This window comes from Qipengyuania huizhouensis, from assembly GCF_019711635.1.
In the GTDB taxonomy this organism is placed as follows: Bacteria; Pseudomonadota; Alphaproteobacteria; order Sphingomonadales; family Sphingomonadaceae; genus Qipengyuania; species Qipengyuania huizhouensis.
In genome coordinates, this window is record NZ_JAIGNT010000013.1 from 54,066 (window position 1) to 75,541 (window position 21,476).

14 protein-coding genes are annotated in these 21,476 nt (G+C 57.3%); 8 read left to right on the forward strand and 6 right to left on the reverse strand.

The features are described from left to right. Positions 1-364 precede the first annotated feature (364 nt). The 4 genes from K3180_RS11000 to K3180_RS11015 all read right to left on the reverse strand — a co-directional run bounded on the left by K3180_RS11000 (position 365) and on the right by K3180_RS11015 (position 5,877). Positions 365-634, reverse strand: a complete 270-nt coding sequence (locus tag K3180_RS11000; RefSeq protein ID WP_221540846.1) for a hypothetical protein — start codon at positions 632-634, stop codon at positions 365-367. Positions 635-831: 197 nt separating this feature from the next. Further along, positions 832-2,565: a site-specific integrase gene (locus tag K3180_RS11005; RefSeq protein ID WP_221540847.1), complete on the reverse strand. Its 1,734-nt coding sequence runs from the start codon at positions 2,563-2,565 to the stop codon at positions 832-834. Positions 2,566-2,890: 325 nt separating this feature from the next. Beyond that, positions 2,891-4,195, reverse strand: a complete 1,305-nt coding sequence (locus K3180_RS11010) for a sigma-54-dependent transcriptional regulator (protein ID WP_221540849.1) — start codon at positions 4,193-4,195, stop codon at positions 2,891-2,893. Continuing rightward, positions 4,192-5,877 carry an ATP-binding protein gene (locus K3180_RS11015; RefSeq protein WP_221540850.1) on the reverse strand — a complete coding sequence of 562 codons (1,686 nt, stop codon included), beginning with the start codon at positions 5,875-5,877 and terminating at the stop codon, positions 4,192-4,194. The genes K3180_RS11010 and K3180_RS11015 overlap by 4 nt, the downstream gene beginning before the upstream one ends. Positions 5,878-6,079: 202 nt before the next feature. On the opposite strand from K3180_RS11015, the gene K3180_RS11020 reads away from it, so the two are divergent. The 5 genes from K3180_RS11020 (at position 6,080) to K3180_RS11040 (ending at position 13,229) form a co-directional block, all read left to right on the forward strand. After that, positions 6,080-7,465: a dicarboxylate/amino acid:cation symporter gene (locus K3180_RS11020; RefSeq protein WP_345719469.1), complete on the forward strand. Its 1,386-nt coding sequence runs from the start codon at positions 6,080-6,082 to the stop codon at positions 7,463-7,465. Next, complete coding sequence (locus K3180_RS11025) at positions 7,462-8,412, forward strand: alpha/beta hydrolase (RefSeq protein ID WP_247710500.1); 951 nt, start codon at positions 7,462-7,464, stop codon at positions 8,410-8,412. Before K3180_RS11020 ends, K3180_RS11025 begins: the two co-directional genes overlap by 4 nt. A 17-nt stretch (positions 8,413-8,429) precedes the next feature. Next, positions 8,430-11,495: a TonB-dependent receptor plug domain-containing protein gene (locus K3180_RS11030; RefSeq protein ID WP_221540852.1), complete on the forward strand. Its 3,066-nt coding sequence runs from the start codon at positions 8,430-8,432 to the stop codon at positions 11,493-11,495. Between the two features lie 124 nt (positions 11,496-11,619). Next, positions 11,620-12,690 carry a M14 family metallopeptidase gene (locus K3180_RS11035; RefSeq protein WP_221540854.1) on the forward strand — a complete coding sequence of 357 codons (1,071 nt, stop codon included), beginning with the start codon at positions 11,620-11,622 and terminating at the stop codon, positions 12,688-12,690. A gap of 65 nt (positions 12,691-12,755) precedes the next feature. Beyond that, complete coding sequence (locus K3180_RS11040) at positions 12,756-13,229, forward strand: low molecular weight protein-tyrosine-phosphatase (protein ID WP_221540856.1); 474 nt, start codon at positions 12,756-12,758, stop codon at positions 13,227-13,229. An 18-nt stretch (positions 13,230-13,247) separates the two neighbouring features. Here K3180_RS11040 and recG read toward each other — a convergent pair whose 3' ends face one another. Beyond that, complete coding sequence (gene recG / locus K3180_RS11045; protein ID WP_221540884.1) at positions 13,248-15,311, reverse strand: ATP-dependent DNA helicase RecG; 2,064 nt, start codon at positions 15,309-15,311, stop codon at positions 13,248-13,250. Between the two features lie 55 nt (positions 15,312-15,366). Here recG and K3180_RS11050 point away from each other — a divergent pair, with 55 nt between their 5' ends. Both K3180_RS11050 and mfd read left to right on the forward strand, forming a co-directional pair. Then, positions 15,367-15,645 carry an FAD assembly factor SdhE gene (locus K3180_RS11050; protein ID WP_221540858.1) on the forward strand — a complete coding sequence of 93 codons (279 nt, stop codon included), beginning with the start codon at positions 15,367-15,369 and terminating at the stop codon, positions 15,643-15,645. Between the two features lie 36 nt (positions 15,646-15,681). Continuing rightward, positions 15,682-19,173 (forward strand): transcription-repair coupling factor, encoded by a 3,492-nt coding sequence (gene mfd / locus K3180_RS11055; RefSeq protein ID WP_221540860.1) that lies wholly within the window; start codon positions 15,682-15,684, stop codon positions 19,171-19,173. A gap of 9 nt (positions 19,174-19,182) precedes the next feature. Here the strand turns inward: mfd and K3180_RS11060 are convergent, their stop codons facing one another. After that, entirely contained in the window at positions 19,183-20,361 is a 1,179-nt protein-coding gene (locus K3180_RS11060) for an EAL domain-containing protein (RefSeq protein ID WP_247710501.1), read from the reverse strand. A 267-nt stretch (positions 20,362-20,628) separates the two neighbouring features. Between K3180_RS11060 and K3180_RS11065 the strand changes: the two genes are divergently transcribed. After that, on the forward strand, positions 20,629-21,411 hold the full coding sequence (locus K3180_RS11065) for an NAD kinase (RefSeq protein WP_221540864.1): 783 nt from the start codon (positions 20,629-20,631) through the stop codon (positions 21,409-21,411). Positions 21,412-21,476: the final 65 nt, after the last annotated feature.

Genomic DNA, 21,476 nt, shown 5'->3' on the forward strand with positions numbered 1-21,476 from the left:
GGGCCGGTAGAGACACCTTGTTGGGTCTTGAGCATAACAGGTGAGCAAATCAGCTACGAAAGCCCCTGTAGCCTCTGTGTGCAGTTTCGAAGGCTTAGATCGCTTGCCACCACCCAAAGCCCAAGTCTGATTTGAAACCCTACTGACAAGCGCCTCAGCCTCACCCGAATAAGGTTCTAGGCGCAGGTTCAAATAGGATGCGTTCTCCCGTCCTGTTTCCAATGACAATTCCCAAAGTGTTTCTAGTATAGCCCTTCCCCCCTCCCTCCCCCTTTAATATAAATATTAAAGTTTATCTCATGAATAGGGGATATGAAATTGAGTCCGCTCATTTAGAACGGACTCAATATATTCAATGTTATATTCAATATTCAGATTCAATTGAAGGTGGGGAATTTTCGTTTTCCAATGAAACCTTGATGAAACTTAAATCACTTAAATCATCAAATGATGATAGGTGGCTAAAAAATGAACTTAATATTTTCGAAGCCCCGCTTCTATCAACGCCTGTCTTTTGAAAATGATCTGAAAAGCTATCGTAGACAAAATCATTGGAGCCAGCGAAATCTACAAGTCCCTTCATAAGAGGACTAGAATCTGCTCTATCCGTTCGCGGTTCAATTTTAATTTTCATTTGTGATCCTTTAAAATGTGCACCCCTTAAGCGCGGCGCACACCAAGAATCGGATGATCGAAGTAATCATCAATGCTTCTCGCACGTTTCTCCGTCGTAGCGTGCGTATTTTGCGACAAAATAGGAGCTTAATTTGTATATTTACTTTCTTTATACTGGATAATTTAGTATATTGAAATTAATTAATTACTTTTATATTAAATGGTACAATACAGTTCGAATCGGACTGACTCAATCATCGTGCTAATGCGCCCCACCGTTCCCTGTCGAACCTTGCCGTAACCAGCGGTCACAGTCTTTTGATTGTGCCCTAGAGCTACTTCAATCTCATCATCGAGATAGCCTGCGGTTCGCAATGCATCGGCCATGGTATGCCGGAAAGAATGCGCGCCAAAACCATCGCTTCCGGTTTTGATGCCAATCCGTTTGAGATAATCGCGCCAGAACCTAGAAGGCTTGGCTCCTATGTGGCCCCGGTCATTCTCTTTCAGTTCGGGGAAGAGTTGGCTGTTCCCTGTGTCTTTGGCGGCCTTAAGCTGCCTCTCGACAAAGCTCAGGAAACCTATCCGCTGCAAGTCACTGTGAATTGGAACAACGCGGCTAAAACCAGACTTTGTGCGCTGGCCTGTTTTTTCGTCATGCCGAATGAGCAGAAACGGAATGCCCTCCTCAGATTGAACATCGTCAATCCGTAGCTGAGCGATTTCCCCGATACGTGCTCCGGTGAAAAAGCAAATAATCGGAATCCAATATCGCCAATCGTCTGCTTTCTGGACTCCAGGCTTATGCTCTTTCCCGTTCCGTAAGAAGCCAGTGAATAGAGGCGACGAGAAGATTTGCCGAAGCTGTTCTGCCGTGAATGGGGGCCTCGGATTCTTTCCCTTGGCTACATCGAAGAACAAGCCGTCGCAGGGATTACGTTCTGCATAGGCGTTTGTAACGCACCAGCCCAAAAAGGGTGAAACGGTAGAAAGATATTTGTTTACTGTAACAGGGCTAATGCTCTTCACACCGATGGCCTTCGCTTTGGCCGCAGCATCTTGCATCGAAAGGCCTTCGTAGGCTTTCGCTTTGCGGTAGGTAGGGGGCAGTGCTGCGAGCGTATCGCGCCAATTCCGTATCTCAATTGGTGTTATGGAACCTACGCTGCGTTTACCGCCAACAAAGCTGGCAAAGCTTTCGATGACCTTTCTGTCCTGCGCCACCCCGTCTTCGCGTTTTCGCCCTTCTGCCAGCCGATACGCTGCATAACGGTCGAAGAGTTCTAAAATGGTCTCGCCTTGCTCAGCAGTCTGCTCCTTCGCTTCAAGACCATACTTCACAACGAGACTTGTCGGCTCTGCTCCGAGGCTTCCCTGTCGCTTCGCAAGCTCTACCGAAATAACCTCGATAGCTGCTTCGGCAATCATCCCGACAAAGGAACGATAGCTTTCCGAGTCTTTCGGTAACTTCCAGTTGCATCGCTGAATTTGCTTGTCAGCTAGCTCTAACCATATTGGCAAAGGTTCTGATGCTTTCGCCCGAAGGTAGTGGTCACGACTTGAACGAAGAGTCTTTAGATAGCCATCGTAGGCTACCTTGGTGTCTAACTTTTTATGCCTGACTAGCTGCTCAAGCTTCGGCTGAATGCGCAAATACGCAGTCTCTGTCGCCGCCAACATGAGTTCAAGATTGTCCGGCTGGTATGGAATTGCGCTTGGGATGCCCTTTAAGCGCCCTTCCCATTCCGCATGTAGATCGGCCCTCATCTTACCAGCCAACAAAGAGGCTTGGCGAATGTCAGACGTTTTCAGCGATGCTTGGATAATCTTCCGTGTTTCGACGGATTGATACCGCTTCGGCACACCGTAGCGAAACCAGTAAATCGCTCCGCGTAGCCAGAGGTATTTTTCAGGGGTGGTAGGCTTCGCCCGCTTGCGTGTCGTGCTCATCCCCAAGCCTTTATGCTCGCAGACCGTGCCGGGAAACCGAGCTTGGTTTTGAACTTGATTGGATGAGTGAATGCGAGACTGGCTAGACGAAGCAATATGATATTATCGGTCAAAGTAGCCTCGTAGGATGGCGGAAAGTATACAATCTCATATACATCCTGATCATATTTTTTGGAGTCCAATCAATAACTTATCAGACTCAACAAGTTACAAGAACGGTGTTGGGGGGTCCTCTCTCCCCGACCATCACAACGTCACGAAATTGCTGAACTTTTCATTTCCCTTTGCCTTCGGCCAGGAATATCGGCTTCGGCAACAATCTATATCAATCTCGAAAAGTGTCGGGCTTGATGCCGTACTTGTTAAGTTTATCGTAAAGGGTCTTGCGTGGGATCGATAAACTACGCTGCACCTCTGAGATTTTGCCGTTGGTTCGGACCATAGCGTCCTCCAAGATCGCTTTTTCGAAATTTGCGATCATTGAACGAAGGCTCACGTCCTTCTCTAAAACAGTGCTCGAAGTGGCCAGATGGGTCAGTCCGAGTACGAAGTTTTGCGCAAACATCCGCAATTCTCGCAAATTTCCTGGCCAGTCGTGCGAGATGAGGTGCTTCCATTCCATTTCGTTTACGGGTTCGGCCTTCCGGCCGAGGCTTTCCTCATACTCGCGCACGAATAGACGGAAGAGTTCGGGAATATCCTCTTTTCGTTCGATCAGAGAGGGGAGTCCTAATGTTATCCCGCCGAGCCGGTCACGGAGACCGCTAGCGTCAACCTCGGTTGAGCTACTGGTACCAATTATACGCAGATCAATTTTTCGCGGCCGCTCTGCACCAAGTGCTAGAAAGCTACGATTGTCGATCATGCTCACCAGACGTGCACGCGCCTGGGATGGTATCCTCTCGATCGCATCAAGCACCAGAGTTCCGCCGTTGGCACGCTCGATCATCCCGGACCGCGAGAGGGCTGCCGAGGGATCACGGCCATAGAGAAGAAGATCGGCCTCTGCGTTTGCGAATACACCCGGATCGACCACCACAAATGGCCTGTCGGCGCGGTGGCTCAGATCGTGGATACGCCGCGCGAGAAAACTTTTGCCGGTTCCAGGAGCACCTTGAAGCAGCAAATCGGTTTCGGTGCGAGCCACTTCCTGCGCGATAGTATTGAGGCGGATCGATGCAGGTGCGCGCCCCACCATTGCGGTCTTCGAATGGCTTTTCAGTTCGGCCCGCAATTTGCGGTTTTCAATCTTGAGGGAGCGCCTCTCACTGGCACGCCTGATAGCGTGGGCCAATCGCGAGACCGAATAGGGTTTCGGAAAGAAATCGGCAGCGCCGTTCTTCATCGCATCGACTGCCATGTCGATATCGCCATGGGCCGTCGTAAAGATCACCTGCATATCGGGGTCACGCTCGCGCAGGCGGGCGAAGAACTCGATTCCATCCATTCCTGGGAGACGCACGTCGCTGACCACGACACCGGGAAAATCTACGTCGATTTCAGACAGGGCGAGGCTGGCCTCGGCGAACGCAGATACTGCAAACCCTTCAAGTTCCAGCGCCCGGCTCGCGCCGATGCGGAGCGCCTCGTCGTCTTCGACAAAGATCACATCGGGTGACTGTTCGCTCATGAGGCAAGTGGGATGATCATGGTGAAACAAGTCGCGTCATTACGGCGTTCGAATTGCAGCTCGCCGCCAAGGTCGCGCATGATATCGCGCGAAATGATCAGCCCGAGGCCCAGCCCGTCCTCCTTACTGGTCGCGAAAGGCTGGAACAGCTTGTCCTCCCGGCCGACGGGAATTCCTTCGCCGTCGTCGACAACACTAACATGCAATTGCTCTCCATCGAGTTCGATCTCTATGGCAATACTGCCTTCGTCGTCGGTCGCGTCGAGGGCATTCTGAAGTAGGTTGACCAGCACCTGTTCCAGCCGGACATGCTCTGCTGCGACTTCCACTGCGCGCAAGCTCTCATCCGGCAATCTCACCTGATTGCCCCGAGTGACTATGCGATCGCGAAGCAGCATGAGTGCACCCTCTATGATCTCGCCAATAGCGACGACTCTGGTTTCACCGGGCTGTCGTCTGCTGAAGCGCCGCAATTCGCCCGTAATCCGTCCGATCCTGTCGGCGAGCCCCATGATTTCCCGGAAATTTGCCGCTGCCTGTTCGAACTTGCCTGCAGCAACCAGTTTCTCCCCGCTCTCGGCGAAAACGCGCAGCGCTGCGACCGGCTGACCGATTTCGTGATTAACTCCCGCCGAAATTTGTCCGAGTGTCGCAAGACGGTTGGCCTGCGACAATTGGTCGCGAAGGGTTCCGGTGCGTTCAGCCACGATCGCTTCCTCGCGAGCAAGTCTGCGGCGCCGGACCAGCAGGGCCCCGAAAACCAACGCTATGAGTACTCCAAGCGCCAGTGCCAATGCCAGCCGGCCCGTCGCCACTGCTGCCGCTACCCGGGGGCCAGGGTCCAGAACAAGATGAAGGTCCCAGCCTGCAGGCGAAATATTCTGCTGCGTCCTTGTCACCGGAACCTGCACCACTGTTTCGCTGAGACCCGAGAGCTGCGGCGCCAAGGGAAGTAGCGGAGAACGCCCGAATTGCTGCAAGTCGCTGGCAGCATTGCGGCTGTTCGACACCCCGCCGCTCGCCAGATGGAACCTCCAGCTTTCGTTGCTACTGAGCAGGACAACGCCTTCCGCATCGGTAACATAGACGCCTCGTGTCGCGCGCCGCCAGTTCGCTTCGGTCCTGTCGAATTCCACCTTCACGGCAACGATACCCAAGGGTGCAGAGGCCGGACCGATGCTGGCCGCGATATAGAGACCGGGCTTGCGGCTCACAGTGCCGAGCGCAAACTGCGTCGACGATCCATTCCGCATTGCTTCGCGAAAATATTCCCGGAATTCATAGTTTGAGCCGACGAAACTGGTCGGCAAGTTCCAGTTGCTCGCTGCCAGGGTTCGACCATCTCCGTCCATTACATAGATTGCAGCGGCGCTGGACTGCGTTGCGAGGGCCTCCAGCCGCAGGTCGAGCGAATGCGCCTCCTGCGACATTCCGGCGACAAGCGCTTCGACCTGCGGATCTTCGGCCAGTGCCAAGGGCAAGAGACTGAACTTGTCGAGCTCGCTGGTGAGACTGGTAGCGAGGATCACAGCATCATCGCGCGCGGCGAGCTGTTCCTCGGCTATGGCTCGAGAGCGCATCGTTCTGTCGACCAGCAGCAAAGTGCCAAACGCAACGCCAGTGAAGATCGCGGCTATGACAAGCCAGCGCTTAATTCCGGGACCGATGATTGGCTTTGACACAGCAGGAGGAGTGCGGATTTCCGCACATTTTGCAACATAATTGTGCGAAAATCCACACAATATGAAAGATAAATAGAAGTAATTTTTTGAAAATAGGGTGTTTTATTTTCGTGCGCCACGACATTGCATGAATGCACTCTCCCTGCACAAAATGGCTGAAATGCGGTGTGAAGCCGCAACGAAAGGGAGAGTATCATTGGTCGTGAGCGAGCAAGCACCTGCTGCTGCGGGTCTGTCGGACAGCGGTAAGCCGATCTACAAGCGCCTCTATGCGCAAGTTCTGGCAGCCATCGTAGTCGGCGCGCTGACGGGTCATTTTTACCCAGAACTGGGAGCTTCGCTTAAGCCACTTGGCGATGCTTTCATCAATCTGGTGAAGATGATTATCGCGCCGGTAATCTTCATTACCGTCGCCACCGGCATCGCGGGGATGAAGGACATGTCCGCGGTCGGCAGCGTCGCCTGGAAGGCCTTTGCCTATTTCCTCTTCTTTTCGACGTTGGCACTGATCATCGGACTGATCGTAGCCAATATTGTCCAGCCGGGATCCAGCCTCAACATCGATCCTGCAACGCTCGATACAGCAGCGGTAGAAAATTATGCGAGCACGGCTGAGGAGCAAACGCTCTCAGGCTTCTTGCTAGGGATCATTCCGACCACACTCTTCAGTGCCGTTACCAGCGGGTCCATCCTCCAGGTTCTGCTGGTTGCCATACTCAGCGGCGTGGCGATAGCCGCCACCCGGCCGCACAGCGATCTCGTGTTCGACGTGCTCAGTTCGTTCGGGCAGGTGATTTTCAAGCTGGTCCACATGCTGATGAAACTGGCGCCAATCGGCGCGTTCGGTGCCATCGCTTTCACGATCGGCGAATTCGGTATCGGTTCGCTGGCTAGCCTCGCGGCGCTGGTGGGGACCTTCTACCTGACTTCGCTGCTCTTCGTGATCGTTGTGCTGGGCATAGTCGCGCGCCTCGCCGGCTTCTCGATCTTCGCTCTGATTAAATACCTGCGAGAGGAATTGCTGCTTGTTCTGGGCACTTCATCCTCCGAAGCGGCGCTGCCCAGCCTGATGGAGAAAATGGAAGTCGCCGGTTGCCGCAAGACCGTGGTCGGGCTCGTGGTGCCAACAGGCTATTCCTTCAATCTCGATGGAACAAATATCTACATGACGCTGGCTGCGCTTTTCATCGCGCAGGCAGTGGGCATCGACCTCACCTTGGGCGAACAGATCGCATTGGTGCTGGTGGCGATGGTCAGTTCGAAGGGCGCAGCTGGCGTCACCGGAGCAGGTTTCGTTATCCTTGCAGCGACTCTTTCGGTCGTTCCCTCGGTTCCCGTAGCGGGAATGGCGCTTATCCTCGGGATCGACCGGTTCATGAGCGAATGCCGCGCCTTGACGAATTTCGTGGGCAATGCGGTAGCAACCGTAGTCGTCGCAAAGTGGGAGAACGCGCTGGATCGCGACCGGTTGCGCGCCGCAATGGCCGGTAGCCCTATGCCTTTGCCGGAAGAAGATATCGAGCGCCACGAACGTACGGGACCGCATAGTGAAGCGATAAACAAATCTTTGGGAGAAATCGCATCATGATCGATCGACGGCGCTTTATTTCTGCCACCGCGCTTGCTGCTGGAGCTGCTGGGGTCACGCTGATCGGCACTCCCGCGTTGGCGCACCAGCTAGAGGAAATCGAACTCTGGCCCGGCACCCCGCCGGGCAGGGGCGGAACAACCGGACCGGAAAAAATCGGGGGCGAAGGAAGCGGCTATGGTGCCGTATCCAACATCTCGAAGCCGCGCATGCGGGTCTATCGGCCCAATCATCCTAACGGCAAAGCAGTGCTTGTTTGCGGCGGCGGCGGCTATTTTCGTATCCAGCTTTGGAAGGAATCGACGCCCGCAGCACAGTGGCTGCAGAATCAAGGGTACACAGTCTTCGAACTGATCTTCCGTCTGCCCAACGACGGTTGGGATGCCAGTGCCCCATTTGCCGATGCCCAGCGCGCGATGAAAATCATTCGGACCCGCGCCGGTGACTTCGGCATCAGGCCTGACGCTATCGGTATCATGGGATTCTCCGCCGGTGGGCATCTGGCAGGCTACACCGCGCTTCAGCGGGAAAAAGCGTTCTACGAGGGGAACGACAGGTACGAGGCGGCAAGCGCCCGCCCCGATTTCGCAGTTTTGCTGTTTCCAGTCGTGTCTCTTCGGAAGCCATACGATACGACGCGGACTCGCCGCGAGATCATCGGTACCGACCCGAGCTTGGCTGCACAGGAAGCATGGTCGCTCGACACGCACGCGTCGGCGGACGCACCGCCTACGATCATATTTTCTGCCGCTGACGATCCGATCACGCCGCCGGGTCACGGTATCGCCCTGTTCCAGTCGCTGGTTGCCAAGGGCGCGCCAACAGAATTGCACATTTTCGAACAGGGAGGCCACGGCTGGGGACTCGGCAAACCACAGCAAATCCTGAGCCAATGGCCGGACATTTTCGAGGCCTGGCAAACCAGGCGCACGACAGAACAGATTTGAAGGGAGGGAGAAAGCCCATGAATACCAAGAGTAACACAAAGCTTGCACTGCTGTGCGGCGCAAGCGTTTTCGCTGCGGTAACGGCTACGGGTGCCTCCGCACAGGATGCCCCTCAACCCGAACAGGAACCGCAGGCCGTAGATACCGTGCCGGAGGTCGAGCCGAGCGATGCGGATACTATCGTCGTAATCGGTAGCCAGATCCGGGGAGCCAAGATCAACGACGTACTTCCCGTGACAGTGCTCGACGAACAGGCGATCGAAAACACCGGTGCAGCTTCGGGCGACGAGTTGTTCCGCGCCATCCCGCAGGCCGGGACGGTCGCTTTCAACGAACAGAATGAAACCACGGTCAACAATGCCCGCGGCGATGTAGGATCGATCAACCTGCGCGATTTGGGCACCGGCAACACGCTGCTGCTGATCAACGGTCGCCGCATGACCCTACACCCGGGCTTCCAGACGGAACTCCTGGTGCCGGTCGTCTCATCCGACACGAACGAAATTACACCGGGCAGCGTTCGCCGGATCGAAGTGCTTCGCGATGGAGCCTCGGCCATCTACGGTGCTGATGCTGTCGCTGGCGTTATCAATACCGTCCTCAAAGGTAACATGAATGGCGGGTTCCTCGAAGCCGACTGGCGGGGATCGCAGGGTACAAGCCTCTACAACTACCGTCTCAGCGGAGGCCTTGGCTTCGATTTTGCCGAAGGACGCGGCAACCTGACCGTGTATGGCGGATATTTCCACGAGAACGGAATGCCCGCTTCGGAGCGCGACTATGCAGCCGACGACGACCGGACTGCGCTGCTTGAAGGAACCGACTTCGAAGGCGATACCCAGTTCAACAATCGCAACACTTTCGGTCCCTATGGTCAATTCGATATCCAGGCCCCGCGCAGCGCTACTCCGATCGGCGATGACGACTTCTACCTCCAGCCCGACTATTTTCCCGGCTGCGATCTGGATTTCGGCGACGGGATTTGTGCCAGAGGTGGAACAACGCCGACAAGGGATGTGCGGTATAACCGGAACTTCGGCAATAACCTGATCAGCCGCAAGAACCGCTACAACGCAATGGCGTTGCTCAACTACGAGCTCACCAACAACCTCAAGGCTTATGTCGAGGCAAGTTACTATCGGTCGGAAAACCGGCGAAACATCACTCCATCAGCCATATTGAGCGCAGTCCCGGTGGGCATTGCGCGAAATGCTTACTGGAATCCCTTCGGGCCGATCGACAGTCCTAACCGACTGCCCGACACCGCCATCAGCGACGATGGCGCCGATCTGATCATGGAGCGGTATCGCTTCGTCGATGTCGGTAATCGCGACGTGTCGGTTACTAAAAACACTTATCGTATCGTCACGGGCCTGCGCGGCAATTTCGGCGCGTGGGACTTCGATACCGGCTTGCTCTATTCGGAAGCCGACACCATCGACCTTGCCCGCAACCGCGTTTCGCTCACGCTAATGCAGCAGCAGATAAATCTGACCACGCCTGACGCCTACAACCCCTTCAACGGGGGGTGCCTTGACGATCCGGGCCAAGGAGACTGCACACCAAATCCACAATCGTCGATCGATCCGTTCCGCATCGATGTCTATCGCAAGGGCGGTACTTCGCTGGCACTGGCCGACTTCAAGCTCAGCCGAGACGATTTGCTTAGCTTGCCGGGTGGCGATCTTGGCGTGGCAGCCGGCATTGAATGGCGCCGCGAGACTTTCTACGATGATCGCGATCCGCGCCTCGACGGCACGATAACCTTCACCGACAGTGTGACGGGCGAGTTCAACGGTAGCGACGTTGCCGGCTCCAGTCCCTCACCCGATACAAATGGCAGGCGCGATGTTTATTCGGCATACGCCGAAGTCTTTGTGCCACTTGTCGCACCCGAAATGGACATTCCTTTGATCGAGGAGTTGAACCTTCAGATCGCAGGGCGTCTCGAGCACTTCACCGACATCGATGAGACTGCCGCAGTCCCCCGAATTGCCGCGTCGTGGACGACCTTGCCGGGCGTGACCTTCCGCGGTGCGTGGTCGCAAGGTTTCCGTGCGCCGAACCTCGTGCAGGTCAATGACGAGGGCACCACGCGGTCGAACACCAATGCAGACTATGTCATCTGCCAGGCGCAGGTACAGAAGGGCATTGTTGACGACTTGGGCGACTGTGCCCGCGGAGGCATCATAAGCTTCCGTTCCGGCACCGAAAATCTTGTCCCGGAAGACAGCACGAGCATCAATCTGGGCGTGGTTCTGGAACCGGAATTCATTCCGGGCCTCACTCTTACTGCCGATTACTGGCGTGTGAAGCAGGAAGGGCTGGTCGGCACCTTCGGTTACGATAATGCGATTGCCCTCGACTTTCTTCGCCGCTTGAACGGCAGCACAAATCCCAATGTGATCCGCCTTGACCCTACTCAGGACGAAATCGACCTTTTCGTCGGCACCGGGCTCGCTCCGGCCGGACAGATCGATTTCGTGCTGGATGATTACCTCAACCTCGACGGTCGTATCTCAAAGGGCTGGGACTTCGGCCTGTTCTACCGCGTACCTGATTTCGGCCTCGGCAATTTCCGGCTGCGCTTCAATGCAGCGCGGCTCGAAAGCTTCGTACAATCGGCAGGCACTGATGGTCAGGAGTTGCTCGATGCAGTCGAAGCCGGCATCCTGCCCGACGAAATCACGGTCGACGGGCTGGGTGAGTTGCTGGAACAGAACGGCCGTCCCAAGTGGCGATTTAGCAGCTCTATCAACTGGGATTATGGCCCGGTCGATGTCGGATTGTTCGGGCATTATGTAGGCAGTGTCTATGACACCAGTGTATCACGCGACGACCCGATCGAAAGCGACGATCTCAACGCCAATTACTTCCCCGTCGACGAGATGTTCACTGTAAATTTCTCGATCGCTTATACAATCAACAATGATACCGCTCTCGATGGCACGCGGCTACGCTTCGCCATCAACAACCTGTTCGACGAGGATCCGCCCCTGGCCGATGAAACCTATGGCTTCTTCAGCGACTTGCATAGCGCGCGGGGCCGCGTCTTCCATGTCGAGCTACGTAAGAAGTTCTGACGTGCTAAACTGGGGGAGAGCGCTTGGCCTTCTTGCGCTCTCCTTTGCTGCAGGAGCGTGCGCCAGGTTCGCGCCGCTCTCCGATAGTGCCTATATTGCGGCTCCACCGTGCTCGACGAGCGCAGTGACTATTGCCTTCGACTTTGAAGGAGCATCGCAATCGCACTGCGTGATCGAGGGCGAGCGCGCATTCCGGATTGTTGTCACACCCGAGCATGCTCCGCCGATCAATCCTAGTCCATGGTATGCTTTTCGTTACGAGGCAAAGCCGGGCGTAGATGTGGCGATTACGCTGGATTATCCGGTCGGAAGGCATCGCTACCCGCCCAAAGTGGCAACCAAAAGTGCCACAAATGTATTTGAGGTCGACGAGGGAAACGAGGGGAAATCGGCTCTTTTCCACCTCCGAACCGGTACGGGAATTGTGAGCGGGCAGGAGTTGTTTGACGCCACGCGTTATACCGAATTTTACGACCGCATGGAGCAATCCAAGCATGTGAGTCGCCAGGCCCTTGGGCGGAGTTTGGATGGAAACCCGATTGTAGGGCTAAGGATGGGAAATCCCGCGGCGCCTCACCTCATCGTTCTACTTGGTCGGGCGCATCCACCCGAAGTGAGCGGTGCCGTCGCTATGGAAGCATTTCTGGAAGAGCTGGTAGCAAATTACGACAGAAGCAAAATCAATCCCGCAAAATACCAGGTGCTGGCAGTACCGTTGCTCAATCCCGATGGAGTGATGCGCGGGCACTGGCGCGCCAATCTCGGGGGGAAAGACCTGAATCGCGACTGGGGTTCATTCTCGCAGCCCGAAACCAGGGCAATCGCAGCCTGGCTGGAAAAGCTCGATCCTGCAGTCAGACCTACCGCCATGATTGACTTCCATTCTACCAGATCAAATCTGTTCTATGTACAAGGAGCCGACGAAAACGATGCCGTCCAAGAGGCCTTCCTGGAAGATTGGCTGGGACGCAATAAGGACAGAATAGAAGGCTACGCATTCGATATAGAGAGGCGCAATGCGAACCCCGGCTCAGGGACATCCAAGAACTGGTTCCATACTCAATTCGGCATCCCAGCATACACTCTCGAAGTTGGTGACGAAACCGATCGAAACGCTACTTCGGTTGCTTCCCGGATCTTCGCACGGACAATGTTGCCCGCTCTCGATGAGATGCTGAAGAAGACTCGACGCTAACTGGTACAAGCACAGATGCATGAATGACATTCCGTGCCGTACCGCGTAACGGTTGCCGTCCCGATATGAGCAAACCCAGAGTACTTTTCGTCTGCCTCGGCAACATCTGCCGGTCACCGCTCGCCGAAGCCGCCTTGCGTCGAGCTGCCGCAGAAGCCGGGTTCGAGGTCGACATCGAAAGCGCAGGCACTGCCGATTACCACGTGGGGGAAGCCCCGGACCCGCGCGCAATCGAAGAAGCACGTAAGTACGGGATAGATATCAAGGAGTATCGCGGTCGCCAGTTGAGGCCCCAGGACTTTCGCGAATTCGACTATATCCTGGGGATGGATCGTTCGAATATGGCGAACATAGCCCGGATCGATCCGGGCGATGGCATGGCGAAAGTGGCGATGCTGCTCGATATTGTTCCTGGACAGAAAGGGCGCGAGGTGGCCGATCCTTGGTTCGGGGAACTGGACGGCTTCTCCGCCACCTGGAAAGAAGTCGATGCAGGAGCGCGCGCGCTGCTCGAGGTGTTACTCGAGGAGCATGGTTGAAGCGGATATTGGCGGCCGTCAGCCCCCGCGCAATGTCTTCACCCCAAAATCGCGCTCGAAGAGATACAGCAGGATCCGCGCGGCCGCACCTCGCTTTCCTTCGAGCCCGCCATCCCGCTCCATAAGCAGCCGGGCATCGTCATGCGCCTTGGGAAGCAGTTCGGTGATCTGTTCAAAGCTGGCAATGGCGAAGGGCGTATCGCCCGACTGGCGCGTACCAAGCAGTTCCCCGCCACCGCGCAGGCGCAGATCTTCCTCGGCGAGGAGGAAACCGTCCTGCGTTTCGCGCATCAGCGCCAGTCGTTTCTGCGCTGTTTCGGGCAGCGCTTCGCCATGCAGCAACACGCAGAAGGACTTTGCGCTCCCCCGACCGACACGGCCGCGCAGCTGGTGCAGCTGGGCAAGGCCGAACCGTTCCGCCTGTTCAATCACCATCAAAGTGGCGTTCGGAACGTCCACTCCTACCTCGATCACGGTGGTGGCGACGAGCAAGCTGGCATCGCCCCGGGTGAACCGTTCCATCGCGGCATCTTTCACCTCGGGCGCAAGCTGGCCGTGGACCATGACCACATCGTCCCCGAACCTTTCCTTCAGCGCCGCATAACGCGCCTCGGCAGCAGCAATCTCCTCCGGCCCATCTACTTCACGCACCATGGGGCAGACCCAGAAGGCTTGCCGCCCCTCGGCGAATTGCGCCGCGAGCCGCTCGACCAGCGCGGGGATCCTGTCCTGCCCCATCACCACCGTGTCGATCGCCTGCCTCCCGGGGGGCAGCTCGTCCAGTTTACTCACGTCCAGCTCGCCATATTGCGCCAACGTCAAGGTGCGCGGGATCGGCGTAGCGGTCATCGCAAGGACATGTGGCGCACGTTTGCCCTTGCTTGCGAGCATCAGACGCTGGCCCACGCCGAACCGGTGCTGCTCGTCGATCACCACCATGGCGAGATTGCGATAGGCGACAGTGTCCTGAAAAATTGCATGGGTTCCGACAACTATGTCGATGCTGCCGTCGAGCAGCCCCATCAGCGTACCCTCGCGCGCCTTGCCCTTATCGCGCCCCGTCAGCAGTGCGACCTGCACACCGGTGGACTCGGCCATCCGTCGCAGGCTCTCGTAATGCTGGCGGGCGAGAATTTCGGTCGGTGCGAGCAATGCAGCCTGCGCCCCGGCCTCGACGGCGATCAGCATGGCTTCCAGTGCTACTACGGTCTTCCCTGCGCCCACATCGCCTTGAAGCAATCGAAGCATGGGCGCTTCCTGCGCCATGTCGCCCTCGATCTCGGCAATCGCACGCTTCTGGGCACCGGTAAGCGGAAACGGCAGGTCGAGCTTGCCGCGATAGCTACCATCGCCCTGCAGCGCCTGCCCCTTCCGCTTGCGATTGTCGGCCCGCACCAGCATCAGCGCGAGGCTGTTTGCCAGCAATTCATCATAAGCCAGCCGATCGCGAGCCGCCTTGTGTTCGCCCTTATGCGCCAGGTGCAGTGCATCCTGCCATTGGGGCCAGTCGGATTTCTCGAATTGGGTTGGTTCGATCCATTCGGGCAACTCCGGCAACTTCGTCAGAGCCTGCTCGACAAGTCCCGCCACACGTGGCTGGGTGAGCCCCTCCGAGAGGCGATAAACCGGTTCGCAGAGACGCTGCAGGGTGTCGCCGCCCTCCTCCACCACGTGATCGGGATGGACGATCTGCAACATGTCGCCATAGCGCTCGAGTTTGCCGGCTACCCAGCGCGTCTCGCCCACCGGAAGCTGTTTTTTCGCGCTGTAGGATGCCCGTCCGAAATAGGTGAGTGCCAGTACGTTGCCGATACTGTCCTGCGCCAGCACACGATAGGGCGCGCGAGGCGAACGCCCTCCACGGTGTTCGATAACTGCAAGCTTGAGGACGATATGTTCGCCCTCGCCCGCTTCGTCGACATTATCAACCGCGCGGCGCATCACGAAGCGTTCGGGCAGGTGGTAGGCGAGGTCCTTCACGCGCTTGAGCCCGAGCTTGTCGAGCGGCCTTTTGAGCTTCGGCCCGACGCCATCCAGCGTTTCCGTTTCAGCGAAAAGAGGGTTGAGAACGTCCGGGCGCATCATGGCCAGTCTATAGCCGCTTGCGCCGCTTTGGCGAGTGCCCTACCCGCGCCCCATGCCCGAAATGCTTACAACCGAAGGTCGTCTCGCTCGCTGCAAGTTCCGCAGCTGGCATCGTGGCACGCGCGAAGCCGATTACATGATCGGGGGCTTCTTCGACCGCTATCACGCAGATTGGGGCGAAGCGGAACTCGCCTGGTTCGAGGCACTGCTCGAGGAAGACGATGTGGACATCATGGCCTGGGCGCTGAAAACCCAAGTTACCCCACCGCGCTTCCAGGGCGCTTTGATCGAAAAGATGCAGAAGCTCGATTACGTCGACATTCCGCGTTGACGGGAACGGCGCGGGCGCTACGGCGCTGACCCCGTGATGCCCGATATCTCCCGTATCCTGAAAGCCGACAAACCGCTCACGCTGGCGCAGGTCGCTCGCGGCGCGCAGCCGCTGGTAATGGCCGACCTTGCCCGCGCCGGAACCGGACGCGCGATCTTCATTGCACCCGACGATGCAGCGATGCGCGGAATTGCCGAAGCCGCGAAGTTCTTTGCACCGGAGCTGGAAGTCATCGAGTTTCCAGCTTGGGACTCCCTGCCTTACGATCGCGCCAGTCCCGCATTGTCGGTCAGCGCAAAGCGTCTTGCCGCACTACACCGCTTGCAGACCGGAAAAGCGAAGGCGCAATTGGTCGTAACCACCGCGAACGCCGTGCTTCAGCGCACGCTTACGCCCTTCCGCATCCGCGAAAGCGTGCGCGAGTTCAAACCCGGCATCGAGATTGGGCGCGACAGCCTCTCGCTCCTGCTTCAAAAGCAGGGATACAGCCGAACCGACACGGTAATCGACAAGGGCGAATACGCCATCCGCGGTTCGATTGTGGACGTCTTCCCGAGCGGGCTGGACGAAGCTCTGCGTCTCGATTTTTTCGGCGATGAACTGGAAAGCCTGCGCAGTTTCGATCCCAATACGCAGATGAGCACCGGGCGCCTCGATACCCATCTCCTGCTCCCTGCCAGCGAAGCGCTACTGGACGAGGACAGCATCAAACGTTTTCGCAGCCGGTATCGCGAGATGTTCGGTGCGAATGCCACCCAGGATCCCTTATACGAGGCCGTGAGCGAAGGCCGGCGCCTTGCAGGGATGGAGCATTGGCTACCTTTGTTCGAGGAACGGTTGGTCACTCTGTTCGACCATCTCGACGACAACGATACGGTGGTCATCGACAACGCTTCGCTTGCCGCCGCCGACGAGCGGATAAAGGATGTCACCGACTATTACGAACAGCGCAAGGCGGCGAGCGGACAGGCCAAGGGCAGCTATCGCCCACTGGAACCGCAAGCGCTCTACCTCACCGAAGGCGAGTTCAAGGCAGCGCTCGCCGAAACGCCCGTCCACCGCGCTACGACCTTCGACGAACCGGAAAGTGGCACGGTCATCGATTTCGGCTTCAAGTCAGGCCGCGATTTTGCGCCCGAGCGTGCGCGCGGAGACAATGTCTATCCCGTTCTTGCCGAACACCTGAAAGCGCTCGGCAAGGCGGGCAAGCGTCCTCTACTTGCCGCCTATTCGCCCGGCAGCCGCGCGCGCATTGCTTCGATCCTTGCCGAGGCTGATTCGCCAGTGCAATTGGCCGATAGCTGGCAGGAAGCGCTCGGCCTGAGCGCCAAGGGCAAGCCAGCGGCGATGGTATTGCCTCTCGAAGCCAGCTTCGCCAATGACGAAATGGAGCTGCTCACCGAGCAGGATATTCTCGGCGACCGGCTTGTGCGGCGCAAGAAGAAGCGAAAAGATGCCGACGCCTTTCTTGCCGAACTGCAGGCACTCAGCATCGGCGATCTGATCGTCCATACCGAGCATGGCATCGGCAAATACCTCGGCCTCGAGCCAGTCACGGTGGGCAAGTCCAAGCACGACTGCGTCCAGCTGGAATACAAAGGCGGCGACAAGCTGTTCATTCCGGTCGAGAATATCGACGTACTGAGCCGCTATGGCTCTTCCGAAGAAGCAGTCATGCTCGACCGGCTTGGCGGCGAAGCCTGGCAGAAGCGGCGAGCACGCCTCAAGGAGCGCATCCGCGAGATTGCCGGTGAACTGATGCAGGTCGCTGCCCAGCGAGCGCTCAAGAAGGCGCCGGTGTTCGAGGTGGACGAGGCCTCGTTCAACCAGTTCCTCGACCGGTTCCAGTACGAAGAGACCGACGACCAGGAACGTGCAATCCGGGACGTTTTGAGCGACCTCGAAAGCGGTAAGCCGATGGACCGCCTGGTCTGTGGCGATGTCGGATTCGGGAAAACCGAAGTCGCATTGCGAGCCGCCTTCGTCGCGGCAATGAACGGCCAGCAGGTCGCGGTGGTGGCTCCCACTACCTTGCTCGCCCGCCAGCACTACGAGAATTTCAGTCAGCGCTTCAACGGTTTCCCGCTGAATGTCGGTCGCCTGTCACGCCTCGTACCGACCAAGGAATTGAAGGAAACGCGGGAAGGTCTGTCGAAAGGCGATGTCGATATCATCGTCGGCACACACGCGATCCTGTCCAAACAGACGAATTTCAAGAACCTCGGCCTAGTCATTGTCGATGAGGAACAGCGCTTCGGCGTCACGCACAAGGAAAGGCTGAAGCAGCTTCGTGCCGATGTTCACATGCTGACGCTGACAGCAACGCCCATCCCTCGCACGTTGCAGATGGCGATGACAGGCCTGCGCGAACTTTCCACCATCCAGACCCCACCGGTCGACCGCCTCGCCGTTCGCACCTACGTCATGGAATGGGACGACATGGTCATGCGCGAGGCGCTGCTGCGCGAACATCATCGTGGCGGGCAGAGCTTCATTGTTGTCCCTCGGATCTCGGACATGGAGCAGATTTCCGACTGGCTTCACGAGAACGTGCCCGAGGTGAAATTCGTCTCTGCGCATGGCCAGATGAGCGCGGGCGAGATCGAGGAGCGGATGAGTGCCTTTTACGAGGGCAAGTACGACGTCCTGCTCGCCACGACCATCGTCGAGAGCGGGCTCGACCTGCCGAGCGCGAATACCATTATCATCCACCGTGCGGACATCTTCGGCCTCGCTCAGCTTTACCAGCTGCGTGGACGCGTGGGACGCGCGAAATTGCGCGCCTATGCCTATCTCACCTATGAGAAAGACGTCGCCCTGTCCGAAGTGGCGGAAAAGCGGCTCAAGGTACTCGGCGATCTCGACAGTCTCGGCGCGGGCTTCCAGCTTGCCAGCCATGATCTAGACATCCGAGGTGCAGGCAACCTGCTGGGCGACGAGCAGTCGGGCCATATCCGCGAGGTCGGCTTCGAACTTTACCAGTCGATGCTCGAAGATGCGATCCTTGCTGCCAAAGCAGGCGAACTGGGTCTGGAGGCCAAGCGCGAAACGGTCAGCCCGCAAATCACGGTCGATGCGCCCATCATGATTCCGGAAGACTATGTGCCGGACCTGGCTGTGCGAATGGCACTATATCGCCGCCTCAATGATGCCGAAACCCAAGGCGAGGTCGAAGCAATGGCCGCCGAAATGATCGATCGTTTCGGTCCGCTGCCGTCGGCGACCGAGAATCTCGTTCGCCTCATCCAGATCAAACTGCAGGCAGTCGAAGCCAACATCTCCAAGATCGACGTTGGCGCAGCAGGTACGCTGGTCACCTTCCATAAGGACGACTTTCCGGACGGTCCGGGATTGATCGCTTATGTAGATCGCCTTCGGGGCACGGCCAAGCTGCGCCCTGATATGAAGCTTGTGATCAGCCGTGCATGGAATTCCCCTGAAAGCCGTCTCAACGGGCTGTTCCAACTTACCAAAGGCTTGTCGGGGATCGCGCGGAAAGCGAAAAAACGGGGCAAACAGGCGGCTTGACGAAGCGGGCTATTGCCTTGCCAAGTTGAGGAACTCCTGCGGCGCAATCGGCTCGGAACCCAGAAAACCTTGATAGCACTCGCAATCCTCCGCCGCCACGAAGTCCCGCTGGCGATCGGTTTCTATTCCCTCTACCAGAACGCCTAGTTCGAGCGCTTTGGCCATACCCATAATTGCCCTGAACACTGCCCGATCGCGCTCATCCTCGAGAACGCCCTCCACCATCGAGCGATCGAGTTTGATGCAGTCTATCGGCAGCACCTTGAGATATCGGAAATTACAAAAGCCGGCTCCGAAATCATCCAGTGCTATGCGCACATCAAGCACTTTAAGCTGGTGAAGCACACGGCTGACACGATCGAGATCGGCAAGCAGCACCTGCTCGGTAATCTCAAGCGTGATTTGCGACAGCGGGAATCCGATCCTGTCCGCCAACCGGGCAAAGTCGATTGCGAAATTGTCTGCGGCCAGATCTACCGGAGTGATATTGATCGAAAGGCGGAGGTCGCTGGGCCAGAAAGTTGCCGCCTCGAGCGCACGCCGGACTATGTGACGTGAAAGATGTGCGACATGATCCGCACGCTCTGCAATCTGGAAAAGCGCAGCGGCCCCGATTCTTCCGACAATCGGATGATGCCAACGGGCCAATGCCTCCGCACCAATAATCCGACCATCTACGAGTGAATATTGAGGCTGGAACAGGATTTCGATCTCGCCCTGATCGATGGCTGCCAAAAGGTCCGCCTCGAGCTCGATATTGGATCGAGGCGCCATTTCCAGTGTCCCGCTGGACCATTCGATCCGACGACCGTGGGATTGGCGCATCAAGGCCGTCACTTCGGACAAGCGGTCGAGCATTCGATCGACATCGTCATGTTCCCCTGCGCGCATCAGGGCGATCCGGGGCCACAGACGCAAGCTGCCGCCGCCTTCCGGATTTGCGATAGGCGCCGCAATCGCGTCGGCCAGCGCCTCCGCAAGCCATTGCCAGCGCTCTTGGCTGGCATTTGCATGCGCCACCAACATGAATGTCCCGCCGGATAGTCGAGCGGCTAGCCACGGATGACTTTCGAGTTCGTCATTTGCAAAATGGCGGATACGATGCGCGACTTCGACCAACGCACCATCGCCTGCCGTTTCACCGAATGCAACGTTGACGGTGTCAATTCGGCCGAGCGAAATCAGCATCGCATGGACCGGGCACGCTCCAGCCGAAATCGGCCAATTATCAACCCAAGAGCTGACAACACGTCGTATCTGGGGAAGGCCGCCCAGCCCGGTCAAGGCGTCGCTCGACTCGTGAGCTACATTATGGTGCACGGTTGCCATTTGTGCACCTTACCATTGCTTTGCAAGATAATCTCAAAAAATCGACGTTGTTGCCAAACGGCACAGCCACCCATAGGGATGCGAACCTTACAGCCGAAATCGAGTGTGCAGCCTAACGGGACGGATATGGCCGAATTTGAGCGACTTGCACTCCTCGTATCCGATTCCGAGCGGGCACAGGAGGCCGCCGAAACGATTTTCGCTTCACTGGCCGATTGGGTCCCTGTGAGCCAGGCGGATGCCGTGGTGGTCCTCGGCGGCGACGGATTCATGCTGCAAAGCCTGCATGCGATGCTGGATGCTGGCCGTATTCTACCGGCCTATGGGGTAAATCTCGGCACCGTCGGTTTTCTGATGAACAAGAACCGTCAACCGGAGAAATTGCTGGGCAGGCTCGCCCGTGCGAAGCTGCACACTATCGCTCCCTTGGCGATGGAAGCAGAGACGCAGGACGGGAGCATCCACCGTTTCTGTGCTATAAATGAAGTCTCGTTGCTGCGTGAGACACGCCAGACAGCAAAAATCGAAGTCGCAGTGGATGACAAGATACGTATCAAGGAACTGGTTTGCGACGGGGTGCTCCTATCGACCCCAGCCGGCTCTACCGCTTATAACCTCTCCGCTGACGGGCCAATCCTCCCGCTGGATTCGCAATTGCTGGCATTGACGCCGATCTCGGCGTTCCGGCCGCGCCGCTGGAAGGGGGCAATCCTGCCCGACCGCAGCCGTGTGACCTTCCGTGTAATGGAAGCGGAGAAGCGCCCCGTTTCGGCTGTCGCCGACCAGCGAGAAATCCGCAACGTAACGGAAGTCCGCCTTGAGATCGCGAGGGAGAATGTCCTGACCTTGCTGTTCGATCCCGGCCACGCTCTGGACGAACGCATTGTTTCGGAGCAATTTGTCGTTTGACAAAACGGTGCTGGAGAATGCTCGGCGAAAAATTGCAAAAGCCCGCTTGCCAAACCGGAATGCCG